Source organism: Streptomyces sp. NPDC053513 (assembly GCF_044544765.1).
GTDB classification, from domain to species: domain Bacteria; phylum Actinomycetota; class Actinomycetes; order Streptomycetales; family Streptomycetaceae; genus Streptomyces; species Streptomyces litmocidini.
Map to the genome: position 1 here is coordinate 125,984 of NZ_JBITXP010000002.1, position 22,613 is coordinate 148,596.

Sequence of the window (22,613 nt, forward strand, 5' to 3'; positions counted from 1 at the left end):
TGGAGATTCTGCGCACATACCACGCGGTATGTCACTACCCGGGAGTACGGAAAATGCCAGTGAACGCTGGCGGAAGCCGCCGGGCGGGGCGGCCCGCTACCGTACGGGCGTCAGCTCCGGGTCCTCGCGGAGCTTCCCGAGCGCCCGGGACACCGCGCTCTTCACCGTCCCGACCGACACCCCCAGCACCTCGGCCGTCTGGGCCTCGCTGAGGTCCTCGTAGTACCGCAGGACCACCATCTGGCGCTGCCGCTCGGGCAGCTTCAGGACCGCGCGCCACATCGCGTCGTGCAGCGCCTGCCGCTCGGCCGGGTCCGGCTCCGGGAGGCCGGCCGGCTCGGGCAGCTCCTCGCAGACGAACTCGTCGACCTTGCGCTTGCGCCACTGCGACGTACGGGTGTTCAGCAGCGCGCGGCGGACGTAGCCGTCCAGCGCCCGGTGGTCCTCGATCCGCTCCCAGGCCATGAAGGTCTTGGCCAGCGCGGTCTGGAGGAGGTCCTCCGCGTCCGAGGGGTTCGCGGTGAGGGAGCGCGCGGTGCGCAGGAGCACGGGCCCGCGCGCCCGTACGTACGAGGTGAAGGTCGGGAACGACGCGTACTGCGAGGCACCGGCGCAGACGGGGCCAGAAGGTGGCGGAGTCATGGCTCCACGCTAGGAGCGGACGGGTGCCCGGCGGATCGGCCCCAGGTCCCGACCCGCCGTCCGCCTCAGGTTGTAGGGGTGGGGACGGCTCCACCTCCTCTGGGTGGAGGCCCGGGTCACCCGCGTCAGGGTCGGCGCCCGTGTCAGGGGCGCCGGGACCCGGCGAACGACAGGGGCACCGGGACGCGTGCGGCGAACCGCGCCGGGGCGGTCACCCGGGCCACGGGCGCGTCCATCGCGTTGCGGTCGATCGCGACGGTGTGCCCGCCGTACGTCTCGGTGACGTTCCCCGCGTACTGGTGGATCCGGGCGTGCGGCGTCCAGGCCTCCGGATGCAGCACCGACTCGGTGAGCAGCGCCGGCTGCCCCCGCCAGCGCGCGAACCACATCACGTCCGGCAGGTCCTTCGTGCCCGCCCTCCGCTGCGCCTCCATGTCCCGCACCCCCGTGTCGGCGCTGCTGTAGAAGCCGGGGAGGTAGCCGAGGCGCCGCACCTCCTTGTTCCAGGCGCGGACGAAGGAGAGGGTGGTCGCGGCGCAGGCCGTGTCGCCCCGCCGGTAGGCCTCGATGTCGAGGTAGAGCGGACTGCCCGTGCCGATCCCGAGCGCGCTCGCGGCCCGGACCGCGTCGCCCCCCTCCTTGGTGCCCTGGCTCGTGGGGTTGCCGCCGATGGCGTACTTCCGCTTGGCGAGGGAGTCCACGCACGGCGCCTGGGAGCCCACGAAGAGCGGCAGCAGCCGCCAGCCCATGGCGTGGGCGGAGGCGACCCAGGCGGGGGTGAGCTCCTTCTGGACGGGGCAGCCCCGCCCCCGCCCCCCGAAGTAGATCCCGACGGCCCCGTACGGGGACCCCCGCCAGGCCCTCATCACCGCGAGGGACGGCGCCTCACAGGTGTCGAAGGCCTTGCCGGAGAAGGCGGCGGGGGTGGCGGCTCCCCCGGGGGCCCCGGCCACGGCGCGGGTCGCCGTGGCGGGGGCGGGCGCCCCGGACGCGACGGCCCCCGACGGCGGCGGGGGCGGGGGCGGGGCGTTCAGGAGGACCGTCCCGGCCAGCGCCACCATCAGGGCGGCGGCCACGGCCCGCGCCCGCGCCCCGGGAGGCGGCGCGGAGTGCGGGCGGACCGGTGTGACCGGTGTGACCGGGAGGGGCGCGGCTTCGTGTGCTGAGGCGGCTTCAGGTGTGGGCGGCGTGCTAGTGCTCATGGCGCGAGTGAAGGACCGCCCGCCCCGCCCGGCCACCGCTCAGGCCGTCGCCTCAGCCGTCCGTGCCCAGGATCAACCCGGACGTGGGAACCCCCGTGCCCGCCGTGACCAAGGTCCGGGCCGCGCCGGGCACCTGGTTCACCGAGGTGCCGCGGATCTGCCGGACCGCCTCCGCGATGCCGTTCATGCCGTGGAGGTACGCCTCCCCGAGCTGCCCCCCGTGGGTGTTCAGCGGCAGCGCGTCCGCCGCGACGAAGTCGGCCGCCTCCCCCGGCCCGCAGAAGCCGAACTCCTCCAGCTGCATCAGCACGAACGGGGTGAAGTGGTCGTAGAGGATGCCCACGTCGATGTCGGAGGGCGCGAGCCCGGACGTCCGCCAGAGCTGCCGGGCCACCACGCCCGTCTCCGGAAGCCCCGTCAGGTCGTCCCGGTAGAAGCTGGTCATGGCCTCCTGCTTGCGGCCCGCGCCCTGGGCCGCGGCCAGGACCACGGCGGGCGGGCTCGGCAGGTCGCGGGCGCGCTCGACGGAGGTGACGACGATCGCCTGGCCGCCGTCGGTCTCCTGGCAGCAGTCGAGGAGCCGGAGCGGTTCGACGATCCAGCGCGAGGCGGCGTGGTCGGCGAGGGTGATCGGCTTCCCGTGGAAGTACGCGGCGGGGTTGCGGGCCGCGTGCCGCCGGTCGGTGACGGCGACGTGGCCGAAGGCGTCCGGGGTCAGCCCGTACGCGTGCAGGTACCGCTGGGCGGCCATGGCGACCCAGGAGGCCGGGGTGAGCAGTCCGAAGGGCAGCTGCCAGCCGAGCGCGGCGCCCTCGGCGGAGGGTTCGCGCTGCTGGACGCCGGCGCCGAAGCGGCGCCCCGAGCGCTCGTTGAACGCCCGGTAGCAGACGACGACCTCGGCGATCCCGGTGGCGACGGCGAGCGCGGCCTGCTGCACGGTGGCGCAGGCGGCGCCGCCCCCGTAGTGCACGCGGGAGAAGAACGACAGCTCGCCGATGCCGGACGCCTGGGCGACGGTGATCTCGGGGTTGGTGTCCATGGTGAAGGTGACCAGGCCGTCGACGTCGGCGGGGGCGAGCCCGGCGTCGTCGAGGGCCGCGCGCACGGCCTCGACGGCGAGGGAGAGTTCGCTGCGGCCCGAGTCCTTGGAGAACTCGGTCGCCCCGATGCCCACGACGGCCGCCCGCCCGCCGAGCGCGTCCCGGCCGCGGAGACTCATCGCGGCACCTCCACGGTGACCGTCCCGGTGACGTGGTGCCCGAGCCCGTTGGCTCCGACGATCCGGACGCTCGCCGTGTCCCCGTCGACCTCGGTGACCGTCCCGGTCAGGACCATGGTGTCGCCGGGGTGGTTGGGGGCGCCGAGCCGGATGGCTACCTTGCGGAGGACGGCCCGGGGGCCGAAGTGGTCGGTGACGTACCGGCCGACGAGCCCGTTGGTCGTGAGGATGTTCATGAAGATGTCCGGTGAGCCCTTCTCCCGGGCCAGTTCGGCGTCGTGGTGCACGTCCTGGTAGTCGCGGGAGGCGACGGCCCCGGCGACGATCAGGGTGCGGGTGATCGGGACGGTCAGCGGCGGCAGCTCGTCCCCGGGCTTCACGAGAGGTCCCCCTTCGCGAGCCGGTCGCCGAGTTCGGCGAGGAGTTCGGTGCCGGAGCCCAGGTAGGCGTCGAGCTGCCGGCCCCAGAGGAAGTGCCGGTGGACGGGGTGGTCGAGGTCCGCGCCCAGTCCGCCGTGGAGGTGCTGCCCGGCGTGCACGACCCGTCTGCCCGCCTCGGAGGCCCACCAGGCGGCGGTCAGGGCCGCCTCGGCGGCGTCGAGGCCCTCGTCGAAGCGCCAGGCGGCCTCGTAGGCCGTGACCCGGATGGCCTCGGTGTCCATGTGGGCGTCGGCGGCCCGCAGTTGCACCGCCTGGTGGGTCGAGAGCGGCCGCCCGAACTGCTCCCGTACGGACGTGTACTCCACGGCCCTGGCGAGCGACCCGGCGCACACCCCCGCCTGGAGCCCGGCGAACGCGATCCGCGCGGCGGCGAGCACGTCGTCGTAGGCGGCGGGGCCGCCCGTCCCCAGCCGCTCGGCCGGCGTCCCGTCGAGGACGAGCCGGGCCGCCGCCCAGGGCGCGGTGAGCTCGACGGCCTCGACGGCGGCCGCGTCCTCGGTGCGGACCAGCCAGAGGGCGCGGTCCCCGTCCGGCACGAGCACATGGCCGGCGTCCCGGAGCCACGGCACCCAGCCCACGGCCCCGCTGAGCCGCCCGTCGCGCGAGGTGACCGTGCCGGACGCCGGGAACGCACCCGTCACCACCGTCGTGCCGTCGCGCAGACCGGGCAGGAACCGGGCCCGCTGCTCCTCCGTACCGTGCCGGGCGACGGCGAGGATCCCGTACGCGCAGCTCGCGGCGAACGGCACCTGGGCCGTCCTGCGCCCCTGCTCCTCCAGGAGCAGGACCAGGCCGAGCAGGCCGGTCTCCTCGACGGCGCCGGGCAGCCCGGCCGCGCAGAGCGCCTTCCAGAGCTCGGCGTCCGTGCCGGTCCCGGCGGCCCGGAGCCGCTCGTGGGTGGCGAGGTCGGCGAAGATCCGCCCGGCCAGCTCCCGGGCGGCCTCCTGTTCCCCGGTGGGGGTGAAGTCCATGTCAGTCCTCCCCTCCCGCGCGGAAGACGGGGAGCTCCAGCTCCTCGTCGACCCGCAGGAACTCCAGGCGTACGGGCATCCCGATCCGCACCTCGTCGTACGGCACCCCCACCACGTTGCTGATCATCCGCACGCCCTCGGCGAGCTCGATCAGCCCGACCGCGTACGGCGGGTCGAAGGCGGGGAAGGACGGGTGGTGCATCACCACGTACGAGAAGACCGTCCCCTCGCCGCTCGCCTCGACCGTGTCCCACTCCCGCGAGCCGCAGTCGGCGCACCCGGGCAGCCAGGGGAAGCGGAGGGCCGCGCAGTCGCCGCAGCGCTGGACGAGCAGCCGGTGTTCGGCCACGCCCTCCCAGAAGCCGGCGTTGTCCCGGTTGACCACGGGCCGGGGGCGCCGGGGCTTCTCGGCCTTGGGGGACGGCCGGGCGGCGGGGGCGTACTTGAGGATGCGGAAGCGGTGCGTGCCCGCGAGTTCGCCGCCCGCCCGGACGTCCGTCCGCGTCGTCACGAAGTAGCCGGTGCCGAGCTTGGTGGTCTTGCGCTCCGACACGGACTCGATGACGGTGTCGAAGCCGATCTCGTCGCCCGGGCGGAGCGGCCGCAGGTACTCCTGCTCGCAGTCGGTCGCCACGACCGAGGTGCATCCGGCGCCGTCGAGGAGGGCGAACAGCTCCTCGTACGCCGAGGACCGGTCCGTGTGCCCGGAGAGGCCGCCCATCGTCCACGCCTGGAGCATGGTGGGGGGCGCGACGGCGTCCGGCCCCCGGTAGGCGGGGTGGGCGTCCCCCATCGCCTCGCACCAGTGCCTGATCATGGGCAGGTTGACCGGGTCCTTGCCGGTGCCGGCGGTGGCGGCGGGCCGCCCGACGAAGGCCAGGAGCCGCTCGTGCAACGCGTCGTCCGTCCCGCTCATCGCCGCCCCCTCCCCTTCATGCCGAGCCGCATCCGCGCGACGATCTCGCGCTGCACCTCGCTCACCCCGCCCCCGAAGGTGTTGATCTGCGCGGCCCGGTTCATGCGCTCCAGCCCGCCGCCGTCGAGCTCCCCCGGCGATCCCGCCCGTACCGTCCCCGGCGGCCCCGCGATCTCCTGGCAGATGCGGTACACCTCCACCGCCGACTCGGTGCCCGCGAACTTCACTCCGCTCGCGTCCCCCGGGGCCAGCCGACCGGCCCCCACGTCGCCCACCAGGCGCCAGTTCAGCAGGCGCGTCGCGGCCAGCCGGGCGTGCGCCTCGGCGGCCCGGATCCGGACCCACGGCTCGTCGACGCGACGCCGGCCCGTCACCGGATCGGGGGTGCGGGCCCGGTCGAGGACGGCCGCGAAGAAGTCCTCCGCCTGCATGCCGATCGCCGCCAGCGCGACCCGCTCGTGGTTGAGCTGGCTGGTGATGAGGCCCCAGCCGCCGTGCTCGGGCCCGACGAGGTTGCCCGCCGGGACCCGTATCCCGTCGTAGTACGTGGCGGTCGTCGTCAGTCCGCCCACCGTCTCGATCGGGGTCCAGGAGAAGCCGGGGGAGTCGGTGGGGACGAGGACGATGGAGATCCCCCGGTGCGGCGGGGCGTCGGGGTCGGTGCGGCAGGCGAGCCAGATCCAGTCGGCGTTCTGGGCGTTGGAGGTGAAGGTCTTCTGACCGTCGACGCGCCAGGAGTCCCCGTCCCGTACGGCCCGGGTGCGCAGGGAGGCGAGGTCCGTGCCGGCCTCGGGCTCGCTGTAGCCGATGGCGAAGACGGTCTCGCCGCGCAGGATGCGGGGCAGGAAGAAGGCCTTCTGCTCCTCCGTCCCGTACGCCATGAGCGTGGGGCCGACGGTGTTGAGGGTGACCATGGAGACGGGGGCGCCCGCGCGGTACGCCTCGTCGAAGAAGACGAACTGCTCGTCGGGCCCGCGGCCCTGTCCTCCGTACTCCTCGGGCCAGCCGAGGCCGAGCAGTCCGTCGGCGCCGATCCGGCGGAGCAGCCGGCGCTGGGCGTCGGCGTCGGCGGCGGGGGGCGGACCGTCGGGCATCACGTCCCGGAAGTACGCGCGGAGTTCGGCGCGCAGCCGCAGCTGCCGCTCGGTCGGGGCGAGGTGCACGGCGACGGCCTCCCGTGGGACGACTGAGGTTTCTGACTGTCCGTCAGATTCCGTGCGCCTGTCAAGGTCGGCGACGCCCGCACCGCACCGGAGATCACCCGCGCCTCCCCGGAGACCGGCCGCACCCCACCGGAGACCGGCCGCATCCCACCGGAGGCCGTGCCCACCGCCCCGGACGCGCGCCTCCCCGCAGACCGCGCGCACCGTCCCGGAGACCTCCCGCGGAAACGCGACGGCCCGCGCATCCGTACCGAAGTACCGATGCGCGGGCCGTCGTTCACACCACGGTCACGCCCCCCGTCGGGCCGGCCCAGACGCCGCCGGTCACCACCACGGGTGGAAGTCGACCACGTTGTTGGTCTGGTCGATGTGGGTGAGGGCGGAGCCGTTCACGCTCGCGGTGTTGTTCTGGTTGGAGGCACCGGAACCGGTCGCCACCTGCTGCGTCGTGGTCGAGTTGCCGAGGTTGTGCCCGCCGACTCCGCTGCCGATGATCGTGGCGACGCTCGTGTTCGATCCGTCGTCCGCGAAACCGCCGTTGTCGGCCTGGGCCACCCCGCCGAGGAGTGCGGCGGCGAGGGGCAGGGCGGCGACGGCGGCGAGGATGCGGGCGGTACGGATGCTTGCCATGTCTGTTCCTCCGGGAACTGAAAGCTGATGCTGCTGCACGGAACTGCTCTGGGAACTTCTCTGCGGAACTGCTCTGAAGTAGGGCCGTTTCCAAGGCGGTTGGCCGACCGCCTCGGTCTTCGTGCTCGACGTCGCGAATCCAGAGTTGCCCACCGAATCCCCGGCGAACCACCCCGGAGCGGCCGATTCCCCCGCAAGCGTGAGGACAAGCCGATAAACCCGCCCACGTCGAGAAAGGCGCAGCTCAGCGGGGAGCGGGAGCCCCGCGCACGGCGTGTCGGCCGACACGGCCGTTGTGCCCCAAGGGACGAAGCGTTCCGGCAGATTTTCAGTCGATCCGTCGTACGGAACGCCGGCGCCGGGAAACCGCGAAGAGGCCCGAAAGGAAAAGTCGAACGCATTCGCCGGACAGGCGAATGTGTTCGACACCGGCTCCGCCGGAAAGGCGCTAACGCGCGAGGGCGGCCTCGAAGGCGGCGTACGCGGCCGCGTCGAAGAGCACGAAGCGGACCTCCTCCACCTCGGTCGCGGCGGCCCGGACGGTCTCCACGGCGATCCGGGCGCCGTCCTCCATCGGCCAGCCGTAGACGCCGGTGGAGACGGCCGGGAACGCGACCGTGCGGTCGCCCAACTCGTCGGCCACCCGCAGCGCTTCGCGGTAGCAGGAGGCGAGCAGCTCCGAGCGGTCCTCGTCGGGCGACCACACCGGCCCCACCGTGTGGATCACGTGCCGGGCCGGCAGCCGCCCGGCCGTGGTCGCGACGGCCCGCCCGGTCGGCAGCCCCTTGCCGTAGTGCGAGTTCCGCAGGTCCCGGCAGGCGGCGAGGATCTCCGGGCCGCCCTTCCGGTGGATGGCCCCGTCGACCCCGCCCCCGCCGAGCAGCGAGGAGTTCGCGGCGTTGACCACCGCGTCGACCGACTCGGCGGTGATGTCCCCCTGAACGAGCACGATCCGCATGTCCATCCCTGTCTCCGTGGTTCTCCGGACCTTATGTCCCCGCCCGACGGGCGGCGCCGCTTTTACCACCTCGCCGGGCCGGGAAGCCCCGTCCGGAGCCACGGGCGGCCCGTACGCGGAACGATGCATACGTACGGGAAGACCCCGTGGAAGCGACGTCACACGTACGGGTGGGTGTGAGGGCCCGGCGGCCGGGTACGGGACCGCCGCCCCGGGCGGAGGAGGCACCCGCGGGCACCGTCGGGCCGGGGGAGCGAAATACCCGGCACAGAAGGCGTTTCCGGCCTTCAATCGCTCAGGGCTGTGCGCGTGTCTAACCCCAACCCGACGCCTAAATTGTTCAGAATGTCACCTACTGCCCCACTTGAAACTACGAAGTTTCGTTGCCGAGGAGCGTGTCATGCAGATTCGCAGGTGGCTCCCAGACCAGCCCACCCGCATCGGCCGCCATGACTGGCCGGACGAGGGCACCAAGGGAACACATCTGCGACTGCAGGCCGGATCGATCGTGGTACTCGACCGGCAGGCGTGGCGCGTCCTGGACATCACCGGTTATCCGGGAAACCACTGGCCGGAATCCTACGAGAAGGCGTGGCGCGACCACGTCGAACTGTGGTGGCACGCCAACGAACTGCGGCGGGCCGAGAACCAGGCGGTCAAACCGGCCCCCGAACGCGCCGAGTTCTACAAGCGTCCGGTGGTCCTCGTCCTGCGCGACGAGAACCTGCCCCGGGCCGCGGCGAAGCACTGGTGCGCCCCCGCCAGCCAGGACTGGCAGGTCCTTCCCGAGCACTACGCCGTCTGCCGGGCCTGCGGCGAACTGCCGCCCTGCCACCACGGGGAGTACCGCCCGGAAGGCGGCCCCCGCCGTCCCGAGCAGAGCGGCGGCATCCCGCTGCTCGTGCCGGAGGGCTGCTGCATGGGGTGCGCCGAGGAGATCAAGCCGCGGATGCGGACCGTGCGCTTCCCCGGCCCCAACCTCTGGTACCCGGACCTGGGCGACAACACCGCGATCTTCCACGCCCGTTCCTCCTGCGAGGACCAGGTGGAGTACTACCGCGCGCAGTGGCAGAGCGAGTACGCCCAGCCCGCCGCCCACCCGGCTCCCCCGGCGTTCCCCGGCTTCGACCACTTCGTCCTGCCCCGGGCCCGCCGGTCCCGGCCCCCGGTGCTGGGACCGGTCCCGCAGCACGGGCAGGTCCCGCCGCACGGACAGGACCCCGTCGCGGCCCCGCACCCCCAGGAGGAGACGCACAGCTCGCTGGCGGTCGGCTCCGGCACCTTCTCGCCGTCCTTCGAGGGCTACCGGGCGGAGCCCGAGCCGTACCCCTCGGCCCCTCCCCCGCCGCCCGCGCCCCAGCCCACACCCGCACCCGCGCCCGCGCCTGCGCCCGCTCCCACGCCCCCGCAGAGCACGGCCCCTGCCGTCGCCGCCCCCGTCGTCGCGGCGCCCGCAGCCCCCGCTCCCGTCGTCGCCGCTCCCGCTCCCGTCGGGGACGGCGGTCCCGCCGGCCCCGCCGTCCGGGCCGCGGAGGAGCTGAGCCGCACCCTCACGGAGCGCCCGGCCTTCCACAACGCGGAACAGGCGGCCCGGGTGATCGAGGAACTCACCGCGGCCGTCCGCAACATCGCCCTCTGCCTGAACAACCCGCAGACCCGCACCCACCCCTGACTCCGTCCGAGCCACCGGACCCGTCCGGGCACCCGGACCCGTCCGAGCCACCAGCCCCGTCCGGGCCCCGGGTGCCGTCCGGAACCCCGGGCGCTATCCAGAATCCCGGGGCGCCGTGAACGCCGACGGCCCTCGACCGTTCACCCGGTCGAGGGCCGTTCGTCTGCGGTGGGTGTGGGATTTGAACCCACGGTGACTCTCGCCACGACGGTTTTCAAGACCGTTCCCTTAGGCCGCTCGGGCAACCCACCCACGCCCCGGTCCACCTGGGGCGGAGCGGGACACAGCCTACCGGTTGGGCGCCTCGCGCAGGGAAGGCCGAGGCCGTCAGCTGTCGCCGGTGCGTTCGCCGAGGACGACGGTGGCCGTGGCGGTCTTGCCGTCGCGCTCGTAAGTGATCTTCACCGAGTCGCCGGGCTTGTGGGTCCAGATCTCGCTGATCAGGGTCGGGCCGCTGTCGATCGGGTGGTCGCCGAAGCCCGTGATCACGTCGCCGGCCTTCAGGCCCGCCTTCGCCGCCGGGCCGTCGGGCGTGACCGAGGGCGTGCCGCCGGAGCCCTGGCCGGCGATCGTCGCTCCCTGGCCCTTCTCGTTCATGTTCACGGTCGCGCCGATCACCGGGTACACCGGCTTGCCCGTCTTGATCAGCTGCTGCGCCACGTTCTTCGCCTGGTTGACCGGGATCGCGAAGCCCAGGCCGATCGAGCCCGCCTGGGACTGGCCGAAGCCGCCGCTGGTCGACTGGATGGCCGAGTTGATGCCGATCACCGCGCCGCTCGCGTCGAGCAGCGGGCCGCCGGAGTTGCCCGGGTTGATCGAGGCGTCCGTCTGCAGCGCGCTCATGTACGAGTTGCTGCCGCCGGAGCCGTCGCCCGAGGCCACCGGGCGGTTCTTGGCGCTGACGATGCCCGTCGTCACCGTGTTCGACAGGCCGAAGGGGGCGCCGATCGCGATCGTCGAGTCGCCGACCGCCACCTTGTCGGAGTCCCCGAGCGGCAGCGGCGTCAGCCCCTTCGGGGCGTCCTTCAGCTTCAGGACCGCCACGTCGTAGCCCTCGGCCCGCCCGACGACCTCCGCGTCGTACGTCTTGCCGTCCGAGAACGTCACGGACAGCGTGCCGCCGTCGGCCGCCGACGCCACCACGTGGTTGTTGGTGACGATGTGGCCCTCCTGGTCGTAGACGAAGCCCGTGCCCGTACCGCCCTCGCCCTCCTGGCCGCCGGACTTCGCCTGGATGGTGACCACGCTCGGCAGGGCCTTCGCGGCGACCGCCGCGACCGTCCCCGGGTCGCGCTTGAAGGAGGCCGGGGCCTGGCCGGAGGAGACCGTGGTCGAGCTGAAGCCGTTGTCGCCGCGCTCGGCCGCCCAGTAGCCGATGCCACCGCCGATGCCGCCCGCGACGAGCGACGCGATGAGCACGGCCGCCACGAGACCGCCGGTCCGCCGGCGCGGGGCGGGGGGTGCGGGCGGGTGCGGGGCGCCCCAGGCCGGGACGGCCGGCGGGGGCGTCGGCCAGCCGCCGGTGGGCGCGGCGGCGGGCGCGGGGGGCTGGTGGGGCGCCGCCGGGGCCGCGGCCGGGACCGGGGCCTGGACCGCCGTCGGCTCGTCGCCCGACGGGGACGGCTGCGGGGCCGCCTGTGGGGTGGGCTCCGGGGCGGGCTCCGGCGTCGCCTGCGCGGGCGCGTCGCCCGCCGGCTTGTCCAGCGACGTCGGGGGGACGGGAGCCGTCGGAGGGGCGGAGGGGGCGGCCGGGTCCGCCGGGACCGGCGTGCCCTCGTTCTCGGTGCTCACAGCTCGCTCTCCTCGTTGACTGCGCGGGATGGGGGATACGTGGGTGGCTCCAGGGTGCTGCACCAGCTTTTCCCACGGGACGTCAGGCCGCCGTAAGGCGGAGCTGTGCGTTCGCACCCCATCCTTTATATACGGACAGAACGGACAGCTCCCGAGGTGCTCGCGCCACCCCGCCAATGGCACCATGACGCGGTGACTCACGCACGGCAGCACTCGAACCGCGTCCCCCTCCAGGTCGTCGCCCACCGCGGAGCATCCGAGGACGCACCGGAACACACCCTCGCCGCCTATGTGAAGGCCATCGAGGACGGCGCGGACGCCCTGGAGTGCGACGTCCGGCTCACCGCCGACGGCCACCTCGTCTGCGTCCACGACCGACGCGTCGACCGCACCTCGAACGGCCGCGGCGCCGTCTCCGCGCTGGAACTCGCCGACCTCACCGCCCTCGACTTCGGCACCTGGAAGGGGCGGGACGACTCCGGGGAGATCCCCGACTGGCGGGACCCCGGGTACACCTCCGTCCTCACCCTGGAGCGGCTCCTGGAGCTGGTCTCCGACGCGGGGCGCCGGGTCGAGCTGGCCATCGAGACCAAGCACCCCACCCGCTGGCGCGGCCAGGTCGAGGAGAAGCTGCTCCAGCTCCTCAAGCGCTTCGGCCTGGACGCGCCCGCGTCCCCCGCCGAATCCCCCGTACGCGTCATGAGCTTCTCGGCCCGTTCCCTGTACCGGATCGCCGCCGCCGCTCCGACCCTGCCCACCGTCTCGCTCGCCCAGTTCGTCTCGCCCCGGCTGCGCGACGGGCGGCTCCCCGCGGGCGCGCGCATCGCGGGCCCGTCGATCCGGATCGTCCGCCACCATCCCGCCGTGATCCTGCGGCTCCAGAAGGCCGGGCACCAGGTCCACGTCTGGACGGTGGACGACGCGGAGGACGTCGAGCTCTGCGAGCGCCTGGGCGTGGACGCGATCATCACCAACCGCCCGAAGCAGGTGATCGCCCAGCTGGGACGCGGCTGAGGCTGAGCACGGCTGGACCCGGCTGGGGCGGCTGGGGCGTGGTTGAGCGGCGTCGGGCCGTGGCGGGGCGCCGTCGGGACGCCTCTCCCGTCACCCGTTTCCCATCCGTCACAGCTCTTACGGGGCGTGCCCCGGCGCGTTCCACGCGTACGCGATCGTCACGAGTGCCTCATCCCACACGGATTGGCCGGTTTCCGGTCCAGGCCATTGGGGCATCCACACGGTGGCGTGGGGCAAAGGAGGTCTCGGGGGTGGCGTTGGTGGTGGCACAGGAGGTGCCCACGTCGTCGAGCATGGCCGTACCCCATGGCCCTGCGGGCGTGGGTGAGGCGCGACACCGGATGCGGGACGAGCTGTACCGCAGCGGGGTGGCCGAATCGGTCGTCGACGACGCGGTGCTGATCCTTTCCGAACTGCTCAGCAATGCCTGTCGGTACGGCAGGCCGCTGAACCACGCGGAGCGGGGCGAAGGCGATGTGCGGGCGGCCTGGCGGGTCGACCCGGGAGGCGGCCTGCGGGTCGAGGTGACCGACGGGGGTGGTCCGACACGGCCCGTTCCATCGACGCCCTCGGTCACCGCACGGGGCGGCCGCGGGCTGAACATCATCGGGGCGCTGGCCCAGGACTGGGGCGTCCGGGACAGTGCGACCGGTGAGGTCACCGTCTGGGTGGTCGTCACCGAGGGACACCGCCGCGAGGACTTCGCCGCGCGCGTCGGCGGCGGCTCGGGCTTCGACTTCCTCGACGCGTACGACGATCTGGACTGACCCGACGCGCACGACGGTCCGGACCGACCCGGCACGTACGGCGGTCGGACCGTCCCGACACGTACGACGGTCCGGGCCGAGACGCGCTCCGCGGTCCTGGCCGAGACGCGCATCGCGGTCCTGGCCGAGGAACCGGTGTCGACAGGCGATGGTGGGTACGGCCTTCCGGCGGTGCCCGGCCCGGTCGTCGTGCCGCCCCGCCTGAACGGCGCCGGGGCCCGGTGCGGCTAGGCTCGCGCCCGGTACAGCACCGCACACAGCACAGCCGCGATCGGGAGAAAGCCACACCATGGCCAAGAAGCGCCCCCAGACGAAGGCCGGCAAGACCGGCCAGGCCCAGGTCACGAGCGGGGAGATCCCGGTCGTCGGCGCGCGCGAGCCGTGCCCGTGCGGTTCGGGCCGCCGCTACAAGGCGTGTCACGGCCGGGCCGCCGCGCACGCCGTGACCGAGCTCGTCCAGCGCCCCTTCGAGGGGCTGCCCGGCGAGTGCGACTGGGTCGCGCTGCGCGAGCTGGTGCCGGCCGCCACCGTGCCGCTCACCCTGAAGGGCGGGCTGCCGGAGGGCGTTCCGTCGGTGACGCTCGCGACCGTGCTGCCGATGGCGTGGCCGGCGCTCCGCCGCGACGACGGCTCCGTCCTGATCGCCCTGCAGAACGACTCCACCTCCGGCGACCTGGCCCGCGACCTCGCCGACACCCTCCAGCGCGCCCTGGAGGCGGAGCCGGGCACCCCGGTCCCCGCCCGCCGCGTGCCGGCCGAGGGCCCGCGCCTGCAGGAGCTGCTCGACGCGGACGCCCCGTTCGTCCCGGAGGTCCACTCGGGCTTCGAGTTCTGGATCCCGCAGTCCGCGGACGGCGCGGACCCGGAGGTCGCGGCCTCCCTGGAGCGGGCCAACGCGGCGGCGATCCCGACCGTGAGGCTGGCGAGCGTCGACTCCGCGTACTGGTGCGAGGTTCCGGACAAGAACCACCTCCGCTGGGTCATGCCGCACCCGGAGGAGAAGCTCCTCGACGCGCTCGCCCGTCTCCAGGCCGGCGAGGGCACCTCGCTCGGCGCGGACACCCGGCTCGTCGGCTCCTTCCGGGCCCACGGTCTGATGGTGCCGGTGTGGGACCTGCCGTCCTCGATGACCGCCGAGGACTGCGAGAAGCCGGCGGCCGAGTTCGCCGAGCGGCTGGCCGCGGCGCTCGCCTCGGACGCCCCGCTGACGGCGGAGGAGCGCCGGGCGCGCGGCGGCCTCACGAACCGTCAGGTGACTCTCAGCTGATACCCCAGGTGGTATCGGTGACAGGCAGACCGACCGGTCGGTGACTTCCGCCACAAAGGGGGTCCCCGGACGGATAAATCCCTGTCCGAATAACCGAGATCGAATTTGCGAACAGCAGATCTCTTGTTACCGTTCTTGGAGCCCGGTCGCTGGTGCATCCCCCGTCGCCAGCGACCGGGCCTTTCCATGTCCGCTTCCGGCAGCGCCGGGGCGTCCGACGCTCAACTTCCTTCGCCGTCCGCCGTGTTGCTCCCCGCCCGGAGCAGCAGCGGAGTGGCCTCCCCCTCGCCCGCTCCCGCCAATTCCGCGACCGCCGTATACGCCGTGACCGCGCCGTGCGCGCGCTCCCTCGGCGTTTCGCAGGTTCCCGGTTCGTCCTGTGCCGGAACCGGGCAGCTCACCTGCACGGTCCGTCCGCCGGGTCCCATGAGGGTCAGAAACGCGTCGAACTGCCGGGCCGTGGCGTTCCGGTAGTACGTACGCGCCCAGATCTCGCCCTCCTCACCCAGGACGCAGGTCTGCGCCTCGGCCCCCTCCGGAGAGGCGAGTTCCGGCCCACAATGCGTGACGCGCTCGGGGGCCGCGGGAGCCGCCGGAATCGCGGAACCGCTTGCGGAGGGAGCGGAGGCCGGTGTACGGGGTCCCAGGCCGAGCTCCCTGAGCAGGTCCCCGGGCTTCGCGTCCCCCTCGGCGCTCGCGCCGGCCGGTCGTACGGGGTCCCCCGTCGGCCTCGCCGTCGCGACGAGGGGCAGCAGGACGGCGACCGTGACGGCGGTCCCGAGTCCGACCACGCGGAGGTTCACCGGGCTCATGGGACCCACCTGCTCCTGCTCGGCTGGAGATCCGGAGATCTGGAGATCTTGGACGGTGGGGCGAACATAGCGGCGGGACCGGGGCGCACGGTCGGCCGCGCGCCCGTTTCCCCTGCGAGTCGGCCCAGGACACACCCGTTCGGGTGAACGGCCTCGCCCGCTCCGTCCGCCTCCGTACGCAAGCCCCGGTCCGACTCCGTGTGAAAGCCTCCGGTCCGACTCCGCGCGAAAGCCCCCGGCCCGCCCCGTGCGAAAGCCTCCGTGCGAAAGCCTCCGTGCGAAAGCCTCCGTGCGAAAGCTCCCGTACGAAAGCCCCCGGCCGGGCTCAGTACGCCAGTCGGCTCCCGCCGCCCGGCGTGCTCGTGCTCGCCTCGACCAGGGCGTCGACCACCGCCTCCACGTCGGGCAGCCACGGCCGGGCCGAGCCTGTGAGCGGGGCCCGCTCCCAGCGGACCTGTCCGGTCCCCGCGACCGACGGCGGGAGGAGCAGATAGCCGCCCTCGCCGTGGAACCGCAGCGAGCTGGGCACGCTGTCCTTCGCGTACAGCAGCTCCCCCAGCCGTTCGAGGCCGTACGGGGCGACGAGGATCGACCACCGGGTCGGGGTCGCCACCACCGGGCCGAGCCGCATCCCCGTCGCGTCGAGCGCGGCGAGGGCCCGCGCCCCCGCCACCGCCGGGAGGCTGACCGCGCAGGGCGCGGTGCCGCCGGTGGCGAGGAGCACCGGGGCGTCCGGGCGCCTGGTCCACCACCAGCGGACCATGCGCTCGTCCGTGGTGGCCGCGAGCAGTCCGGGGTCGTAGGGGTGCGCGCCGGGCACCACGCAGTCGGGGTCGGGGCAGGAGCAGGCCACTCCGGTGGCCGTACGGGTCGTCGCTCTCAGGCCCGCGCCCGGCAGGACCGGCCAGTTCCACTCGACCGCGAAGGTGACCGCGGCGTCGCGCCGGGCGGTCCTCTCCTTGCGCCGGAACCGGAGCCTGCGTCGCCTTCCGAGGATCTCGCGCATGAGCGCTCGTTCCTTTCCGTTGAACGCCGAATCCACATCACACCATGTGCAGAACTCTTCACCGTGCGTATCAGCGCGTGCCGGGTCGGCGGGGTGCCGGCCCCCCGAGGAGCGGGGCGGGCCGGGCCGGTGCCGGGTGGATCCCGGGGGAACCGGGTGGAGCCAGGTCAGAGCCGGAGCGGGTCAGAACACGTTCCCCGCCACTCGGTGGCGGGTTGCGGCCTGCGGCGGGAAAGACGCCGGGGTTCCGCGTCACGTTCCGGGGCGATGTCAACTGCCCCTGCCTGTCACCGATTACGTACCCAGCACGCTTAGAATGACGCGCTTTCAAACGACGCCAGTCGACCGCAAAAGGTGCACACCGGGGGCAATTTTCGGCCAACTTCTCCTGTACTTCAACCCTCTCGCACGACCTCACGGACACCACAAGTCCCGTGGGGACAATGCTGGACATCGTTCCTCTTGTGCGTGTACATGTGGATGCATCGAGCGGCTCTGATTGACATGGGGGTTTGCGATGCTTTGGCGTCAAACGCACCGGTCGGAAAGCCGACTGCCATGAGCGCCCCACGCATGCCGAAAGTGGCCGGAATCGATTCCACAGCTCCCGGGCCCCCGCACACTACGTCGCCCCTTCCCGGGGTGCCCGCGGCGGCGAGCCCCGCCGACGCGCCCCTTCCCCCCGGTGCCCTGATCCAGGACCGGCTGGCCTCCTGGGTCTCCGACCTCACCACCCTCCACGAACTCACCGAACGCCTCATCAAGACCGCCTCCCTCGACGAGGCCCTCCGCGAGACGCTCGGCGCCGGCGCCGCCCTCGTCGGTGCCCGCCGCGGCATGGCCGTCCTCGAACCGGCCGACGGCCGCGGCCCCACCAGCACCATCGGCCTCGGCCTCGCCCACGCCGACCTCGGCACCATCGAGACCGTCCCGCGCGGTGCCACCGGCTACGGCCGCCTCCTCGACGGCCTCCCCGACCCCGGGCACCCCGAGCGCGTCCCCGACCCGATCGCCATCCGCGACGTCCGTACGGAGGAGGGCCTCGACCCGCGCCACCGCGAGGTCGCCGCCCGCCTCGGCTACGCCGCCAGCTACGCCCTGCCCCTCGCCACCGAGGAGGCCGGCCGGCTCGGCGCGGCCGTCTGGCTGTACGACGAGCCCGCCGAACCCACCGACCGGCAGCGCCACCTCATCGGGCTCTACGGCCGCTTCGCCACCGAGCACCTCGCCCGGCTCCTCCAGGTCGAGCGCGCCCGCGTCCAGGTCGCCACCGTCACCGAGGAGCTGCTCCCCAGCCGTCTCCCGCGCGTCCCCGGCGTCCAGCTCGCCGCCCGCCACCGCACCGGCCCGCTGGGCGGCGGCGACTGGTACGACGCGCTGCCGCTGCCCGACGGCGCCCTCGGCCTGGCCGTCGGCTCCGTCTCCGGCACCGGGCCCAGCGCGCTGGCCGCCATGGGCCGGCTGCGCGCCTCGCTCCGGGCGTACGCCGTGATGGAGGGCGAGGACCCCGTCGCCGTCCTCTCCGACCTGGAGCTGCTCCTCCGGATCACCGAGCCCGCCCGCTCGGCGACCGCCCTCTTCGCCTACGCCGAGCCCGCGCAGCGCCGGATCGTCCTCGCCGGCGCCGGTCACGCCCCGCCGCTGGTCCTCGGCGACCGGCGCACCGAGTTCGTCGAGACCTCGCTGTCGGCCCCGCTCGGGATGCTCTCCTGCTGGGAGGCGCCGAGCGTGGAGTTCTCCCTCGCCCCCGGAGAAACGGTGCTTCTCTACACGGACGGGCTGCTGCGCCGTACCGGCGACGCCATCGACCGGGCCTTCGCACGGCTCCACGCGGCCGTCGCGAGCGTGCCGAGGGCGGATCGGGGCGACCCGGGCGCCGTCGCCGACCACGTCCTGCGGGCCCTGTTCCCCGAGGGCCTGGACCCGGCCGTGGAGGGCGAGGACGTGGTCCTGCTGGCGGCGCGCTTCGAGTGAGTCCCGCCATCCGCTTCGAGTCGGTGCCGCCGCCCGCTTCGGGTGGGTTCCGCCGCCCGCTTCGAGTGACCGGAATGTGACGCTCCGGTAATGGGTCTTCCGGCCCTGGGCCCCCTTCCGTACGACCGTACGATGGTGGGGGTTCAGTGTCGTACCAAGAGGAGGCAGACCCGTGGCCGAGGAGCTCACCCCGGAGACCCCGGAAGAGACCGAGACCGAAGAGCAGCCGATCAAGCAGCGCAAGAACGGGCTGTACGGGGGCGTGTCCGACGAGCTCGCCGAGAACATGCGGTCCGGCTGGGCCGACACCGAGCTGCACGACCTCGCGCCGATCGCGCAGGCCGACCGGACCGCCGCGCGCCGCGCCGCGCTCTCCGCCCGCTTCCCGGGCGAGCGCCTGGTGATCCCCGCCGGCAACCTGAAGACCCGGTCGAACGACACCGAGTACGCCTTCCGCGCCTCCACCGAGTACGCGTACCTCACCGGCGACCAGACCCAGGACGGCGTCCTCGTCCTGGAGCCCACCGCCGGCGGCCACGAGGCCACGATCTACCTGCTGCCGCGCTCCAACCGTGAGAACGGCGAGTTCTGGCTCGACGGCCAGGGCGAGCTGTGGGTCGGCCGCCGCCACTCCCTCGCCGAGGCCCAGCAGCTCCTCGGCATCCCGGCGAAGGACGTCCGCGAGCTCGCCGGCGCCCTCAAGGAGGCCACCGGCCCGGTCCGCGTCGTCCGCGGCCACGACGCCGGCATCGAGGCCGCGCTGACCGACAAGGTCACCGCCGAGCGCGACGAAGAGCTGCGCGTGTACCTCTCCGAGGCCCGCCTCGTGAAGGACGCCTTCGAGGTCGCCGAGCTGGAGAAGGCCTGCGCCTCCACCGCCCGCGGCTTCGAGGACGTCGTCAAGGTCCTCGACAAGGCCGAGGCCACCAGCGAGCGCTACATCGAGGGCACGTTCTTCCTGCGCGCCCGCGTCGAGGGCAACGACATCGGCTACGGCTCCATCGCCGCCGCCGGCCCGCACGCCTGCACCCTGCACTGGGTCCGCAACGACGGCCCGGTCCGCTCCGGCGACCTGCTGCTGCTCGACGCCGGCGTGGAGACCACCGAGCTCTACACCGCCGACATCACCCGCACCCTGCCGATCAACGGCCGGTACAGCGAGATCCAGCGCAAGATCTACGACGCCGTGTACGAGGCGCAGGAGGCCGGCATCGCCGCGGTGAAGCCCGGCGCCGCCTACCGCGACTTCCACGACGCCGCCCAGCGCGTCCTCGCCGAGAAGCTCGTCGAGTGGGGCCTCGTCGAGGGCCCGGTCGACCGCGTCCTGGAGCTCGGCCTCCAGCGCCGCTGGACCCTGCACGGCACCGGCCACATGCTCGGCATGGACGTCCACGACTGCGCCGCCGCGCGCACCGAGAAGTACGTGGACACCACCCTCGAGCCGGGCATGTGCCTGACCGTCGAGCCCGGTCTGTACTTCCAGGCCGACGACCTGACCGTGCCGGAGGAGTACCGCGGCATCGGCGTCCGGATCGAGGACGACATCCTCGTCACCGAGGACGGCAACCGGAACCTCTCGGAGGCGCTGCCGCGCCGCGCCGACGAGGTCGAGGCGTGGATGGCCGCGCTGAAGGGCTGAAATCCGCGTACGTTGGAACCGAAGGGCCCCCGTCGACCGACCGGCGGGGGTCCTTCTCCGTACGTCACGCCATGAGCAGCGTCGGACTGTCCCGCCACTTCAGGATCTTGTCGAAGCTGACGACGGCGCCGCCCCGGCCCGAGCGGTTGCCGAACTGCACGTGATCGGACAGCTCCTCGATCAGACGCATCCCCCGGCCGTGCTCGGCCTCCTCCGCCGGGGCGGCCGGCGCCCCGGCGCCGGGGAACCCCGGGCCCGAGTCCGCCACCTCGATCCGGCACGTCTCGCCGTCCAGGTACGCCGTCACCCGGTACGCCCCACCCCGCTCCCGCGGGCCGGCCCCGCCGCCGTGCTCGACGGCGTTGGCACACGCCTCGGTCAGCGCGACCGACAACTCGTACGACACGTCGGGATCGACACCCGCCGTCTCCATCGTGCCCAGCAGAAGCCTTCGCGCCAGGGGCACGCTCGCGGCCTCGCGCCGCAGATGGAGTGACCACCAGATGCTCATGCTCCAGCCTCCCGGCAGCGGCTCGACATACCGATACCTATTGCCGGAGCGGCCGCTCCGTAAGCCCCCGGAGGCGTCAAGAGCGCTCGTTCGGCGGATGCACCGGGCGGGGACTCCGGTGTATGTCAGGTCCGTGCGTCGCCCCGGCGGTGGGGGATCCGGGCACGGCGGTCGGGGACACGGGCACGGCGGACACGGGCACGGCGGTCGGCGTATCTCGTCGCGAAGGCGCCCAAGGACGACCTTCCGGACCTGCCTCATGGCGAGGGCGCGCGTGGTGCGATGATGGGGCCGCCATGACTGCCCCCGCGCTCGCTCCACGGCTGCTGAGGGCCGCGGTGTTCACCGCGGTCTGCGTCGTGCTGTCCGCGCTGGGACACGCCCTCGCCGCCTGCGCGGGCATCGCCCTGTGGACCGTCGTCGCAGGATTCCTCGGCGTCTTCGGCGTCACCGTCCTCCTCGCCGGCCGCACGCGCTCCCTCGGCTTCGTCGTCGGCGCCCTCACCGGCGGGCAGCTCGGCCTCCACGTCCTCTTCGGGCTCGGACAGCGGCAGCTCGCCCTGAGCGACCAGGCCGACGACGTCCTCGTCCGGATGGCCGCCCGGCTGGTCTGCGGGGCGGGCGCCGCCTCGCTCAGCCCCGCCGACGCCACCCGGATCATCACCGACGCCGGGCTCGACCCGGCCGACGCGCACGCCCACATGGGGCACCTCGCCACCGGGGCGGGCACGGCCGCGCCCGTCGGCGAACTGCTGCCCGGCCTGCCCATGTTCCTCGGCCACCTCCTGGCCGCGCTGGCCGCGGGCTGGCTGCTGCGCCGGGGCGACCACGCCCTCGGCCGGCTCGTGGAACTCTCCGAGCAGGGCGCGACGGAGCTCGCCGAGTGCGCCCTCGTGCGCTCCCTGCGGGCCGCGCTCCGTCTCGTACGGGCCCTGCTCGCCGGACTGCCGTCGGCGCCGCGCACGGGGCCGCGGCGGACCCTCCGGGCCCCCTCCGACTCCTCGCCGCCGCCGGTGGCCGAGGCCCTTCAGCACACGGTGATCAGGCGCGGCCCCCCGGCCGCCGACTGCGTCCTCGCAGCCTGACACGGACCGCTCGACGTGAGCGGGCCGTGCCCGTCCGCACGCCTGCCCCGGGCTCCCGCCCTGGGGCGCGCCGGACGTCCCGCCTGTCTCCGATCTTCCGCGCCTTCCGCGCCTTCCGAGCTGGAGTGTCTTCCGCCATGAGCGTTTCCCGTACCCGCACCTCCGTCCGCGCCGCCCTCGCCGGCGGCATCGCCCTCTCCTCCGTGGTGCTGCTGTCCGGCACCGCCTTCGCGCACGTCAGCGTGCAGCCGCAGGGCGAGGCGGCCAAGGGCGGCTACGCGACCGTCAACATCAAGGTCCCGAACGAGCGCGACAACGCCTCCACCGTGAAGCTGGAGGTCAACTTCCCGCTCGACCACCCGCTGGCCTCCGTCATGCCGCAGCCCATCCCCGGCTGGAAGGCCGAGGTCACCAAGAGCAAGCTCGACAAGCCGCTGGAGCTGCACGGCAAGAAGATCAACGAGGTCGTCTCCAAGGTCACCTGGACCGCCGACGGCTCGAAGATCGGCCCCGGCCAGTTCCAGCAGTTCCCGCTCTCCCTCGGCCGGCTGCCGGAGGACACCGACCAGCTGGTCCTCAAGGCGATCCAGACGTACGACAACAAGGAGGTCGTGCGCTGGATCGAGGAGCAGAAGGAGGGCGCGGAGGAGCCGGAGAACCCGGCCCCCGTCCTGAAGCTCTCCGCCGCCTCCGAGGACGAGGACCACCACGGCGGCGCCGCCCCGTCCGCCTCCGCCGACACGGACGAGAAGGCCGGTCACGACGGCAAGGCGGGCGACCACGAGGAGACCGCCTCGGCGTCCTCCTCCACCGACACCACGGCCCGTGTCCTCGGCGTCGTCGGCATCCTCGTCGGCGTCGCGGGCGTCGCCTTCGGCGTCCTCGCCGGCCGCCGCCGCTCGGCCTGACGGCCGCGTCCCACCCGATCCGGAAG

21 protein-coding genes and 1 tRNA gene are annotated in these 22,613 nt (G+C 73.6%); 8 read left to right on the plus strand and 14 right to left on the minus strand.

Annotation, left to right across the window (positions count from 1 at the left end; all coding sequences use genetic code 11):
* Positions 1-96: 96 nt before the first annotated feature.
* The 9 genes from ACIGW4_RS03785 to ACIGW4_RS03825 form a co-directional block, all read right to left on the minus strand.
* Positions 97-642, minus strand: a complete 546-nt coding sequence (locus tag ACIGW4_RS03785) for a SigE family RNA polymerase sigma factor (protein ID WP_123453738.1) — start codon at positions 640-642, stop codon at positions 97-99.
* Positions 643-785: 143 nt separating this feature from the next.
* A complete protein-coding gene (locus ACIGW4_RS03790; protein ID WP_399578299.1) occupies positions 786-1,844 on the minus strand; it encodes a DUF1906 domain-containing protein in 1,059 nt (352 codons plus the stop codon).
* A 52-nt stretch (positions 1,845-1,896) separates the two neighbouring features.
* A complete protein-coding gene (locus ACIGW4_RS03795) occupies positions 1,897-3,063 on the minus strand; it encodes a lipid-transfer protein (protein ID WP_398707912.1) in 1,167 nt (388 codons plus the stop codon).
* Positions 3,060-3,443 carry a MaoC family dehydratase gene (locus ACIGW4_RS03800; protein ID WP_123453732.1) on the minus strand — a complete coding sequence of 128 codons (384 nt, stop codon included), beginning with the start codon at positions 3,441-3,443 and terminating at the stop codon, positions 3,060-3,062. The genes ACIGW4_RS03795 and ACIGW4_RS03800 overlap by 4 nt, the downstream gene beginning before the upstream one ends.
* Positions 3,440-4,474 (minus strand): acyl-CoA dehydrogenase family protein, encoded by a 1,035-nt coding sequence (locus ACIGW4_RS03805; RefSeq protein ID WP_399578302.1) that lies wholly within the window; start codon positions 4,472-4,474, stop codon positions 3,440-3,442. Before ACIGW4_RS03805 ends, ACIGW4_RS03800 begins: the two co-directional genes overlap by 4 nt.
* 1 nt (position 4,475) lies before the next feature.
* Positions 4,476-5,390, minus strand: a complete 915-nt coding sequence (locus ACIGW4_RS03810; protein WP_399578305.1) for a bifunctional MaoC family dehydratase N-terminal/OB-fold nucleic acid binding domain-containing protein — start codon at positions 5,388-5,390, stop codon at positions 4,476-4,478.
* Positions 5,387-6,553 (minus strand): acyl-CoA dehydrogenase family protein, encoded by a 1,167-nt coding sequence (locus ACIGW4_RS03815; protein ID WP_359586630.1) that lies wholly within the window; start codon positions 6,551-6,553, stop codon positions 5,387-5,389. The genes ACIGW4_RS03810 and ACIGW4_RS03815 overlap by 4 nt, the downstream gene beginning before the upstream one ends.
* Positions 6,554-6,877: 324 nt before the next feature.
* Positions 6,878-7,183: a hypothetical protein gene (locus ACIGW4_RS03820; protein WP_123453724.1), complete on the minus strand. Its 306-nt coding sequence runs from the start codon at positions 7,181-7,183 to the stop codon at positions 6,878-6,880.
* A 448-nt stretch (positions 7,184-7,631) separates the two neighbouring features.
* Positions 7,632-8,147, minus strand: a complete 516-nt coding sequence (locus ACIGW4_RS03825) for an O-acetyl-ADP-ribose deacetylase (protein WP_398707919.1) — start codon at positions 8,145-8,147, stop codon at positions 7,632-7,634.
* 394 nt (positions 8,148-8,541) lie between these two features.
* Between ACIGW4_RS03825 and ACIGW4_RS03830 the strand changes: the two genes are divergently transcribed.
* A complete protein-coding gene (locus ACIGW4_RS03830) occupies positions 8,542-9,813 on the plus strand; it encodes a hypothetical protein (protein WP_399578308.1) in 1,272 nt (423 codons plus the stop codon).
* Positions 9,814-9,979: 166 nt separating this feature from the next.
* Here the strand turns inward: ACIGW4_RS03830 and ACIGW4_RS03835 are convergent.
* Positions 9,980-10,064 (minus strand) — tRNA-Ser (locus ACIGW4_RS03835).
* 76 nt (positions 10,065-10,140) lie between these two features.
* On the minus strand, positions 10,141-11,604 hold the full coding sequence (locus tag ACIGW4_RS03840) for a S1C family serine protease (RefSeq protein WP_399578310.1): 1,464 nt from the start codon (positions 11,602-11,604) through the stop codon (positions 10,141-10,143).
* 192 nt (positions 11,605-11,796) lie between these two features.
* Between ACIGW4_RS03840 and ACIGW4_RS03845 the strand changes: the two genes are divergently transcribed.
* The 3 genes from ACIGW4_RS03845 (at position 11,797) to ACIGW4_RS03855 (ending at position 14,652) form a co-directional block, all read left to right on the plus strand.
* Positions 11,797-12,618, plus strand: coding sequence for a glycerophosphodiester phosphodiesterase (locus ACIGW4_RS03845; protein ID WP_123453718.1), 822 nt, complete (start codon positions 11,797-11,799; stop codon positions 12,616-12,618).
* 164 nt (positions 12,619-12,782) lie between these two features.
* Entirely contained in the window at positions 12,783-13,385 is a 603-nt protein-coding gene (locus ACIGW4_RS03850) for an ATP-binding protein (RefSeq protein WP_123453717.1), read from the plus strand.
* Between the two features lie 289 nt (positions 13,386-13,674).
* Entirely contained in the window at positions 13,675-14,652 is a 978-nt protein-coding gene (locus tag ACIGW4_RS03855; RefSeq protein WP_123453715.1) for a DUF5926 family protein, read from the plus strand.
* A 221-nt stretch (positions 14,653-14,873) separates the two neighbouring features.
* On the opposite strand, the gene ACIGW4_RS03860 is transcribed toward ACIGW4_RS03855, so the two are convergent.
* Together ACIGW4_RS03860 and ACIGW4_RS03865 are read right to left on the minus strand one after the other, a co-directional pair.
* Complete coding sequence (locus ACIGW4_RS03860; RefSeq protein ID WP_399578314.1) at positions 14,874-15,464, minus strand: hypothetical protein; 591 nt, start codon at positions 15,462-15,464, stop codon at positions 14,874-14,876.
* A gap of 325 nt (positions 15,465-15,789) precedes the next feature.
* Positions 15,790-16,470 (minus strand): bifunctional DNA primase/polymerase, encoded by a 681-nt coding sequence (locus ACIGW4_RS03865; protein ID WP_123453712.1) that lies wholly within the window; start codon positions 16,468-16,470, stop codon positions 15,790-15,792.
* Positions 16,471-16,974: 504 nt separating this feature from the next.
* Between ACIGW4_RS03865 and ACIGW4_RS03870 the strand changes: the two genes are divergently transcribed.
* Entirely contained in the window at positions 16,975-18,444 is a 1,470-nt protein-coding gene (locus ACIGW4_RS03870) for a PP2C family protein-serine/threonine phosphatase (RefSeq protein WP_398707927.1), read from the plus strand.
* A gap of 172 nt (positions 18,445-18,616) precedes the next feature.
* On the plus strand, positions 18,617-20,083 hold the full coding sequence (locus tag ACIGW4_RS03875; RefSeq protein ID WP_399578320.1) for an aminopeptidase P family protein: 1,467 nt from the start codon (positions 18,617-18,619) through the stop codon (positions 20,081-20,083).
* Between the two features lie 64 nt (positions 20,084-20,147).
* Here ACIGW4_RS03875 and ACIGW4_RS03880 read toward each other — a convergent pair whose 3' ends face one another.
* Positions 20,148-20,594, minus strand: a complete 447-nt coding sequence (locus ACIGW4_RS03880; RefSeq protein WP_123453706.1) for an ATP-binding protein — start codon at positions 20,592-20,594, stop codon at positions 20,148-20,150.
* A gap of 296 nt (positions 20,595-20,890) precedes the next feature.
* Between ACIGW4_RS03880 and ACIGW4_RS03885 the strand changes: the two genes are divergently transcribed.
* A complete protein-coding gene (locus ACIGW4_RS03885) occupies positions 20,891-21,679 on the plus strand; it encodes a hypothetical protein (protein ID WP_123453704.1) in 789 nt (262 codons plus the stop codon).
* Between the two features lie 137 nt (positions 21,680-21,816).
* Complete coding sequence (locus tag ACIGW4_RS03890) at positions 21,817-22,587, plus strand: YcnI family protein (RefSeq protein WP_123453702.1); 771 nt, start codon at positions 21,817-21,819, stop codon at positions 22,585-22,587.
* Positions 22,588-22,613 lie beyond the last annotated feature (26 nt).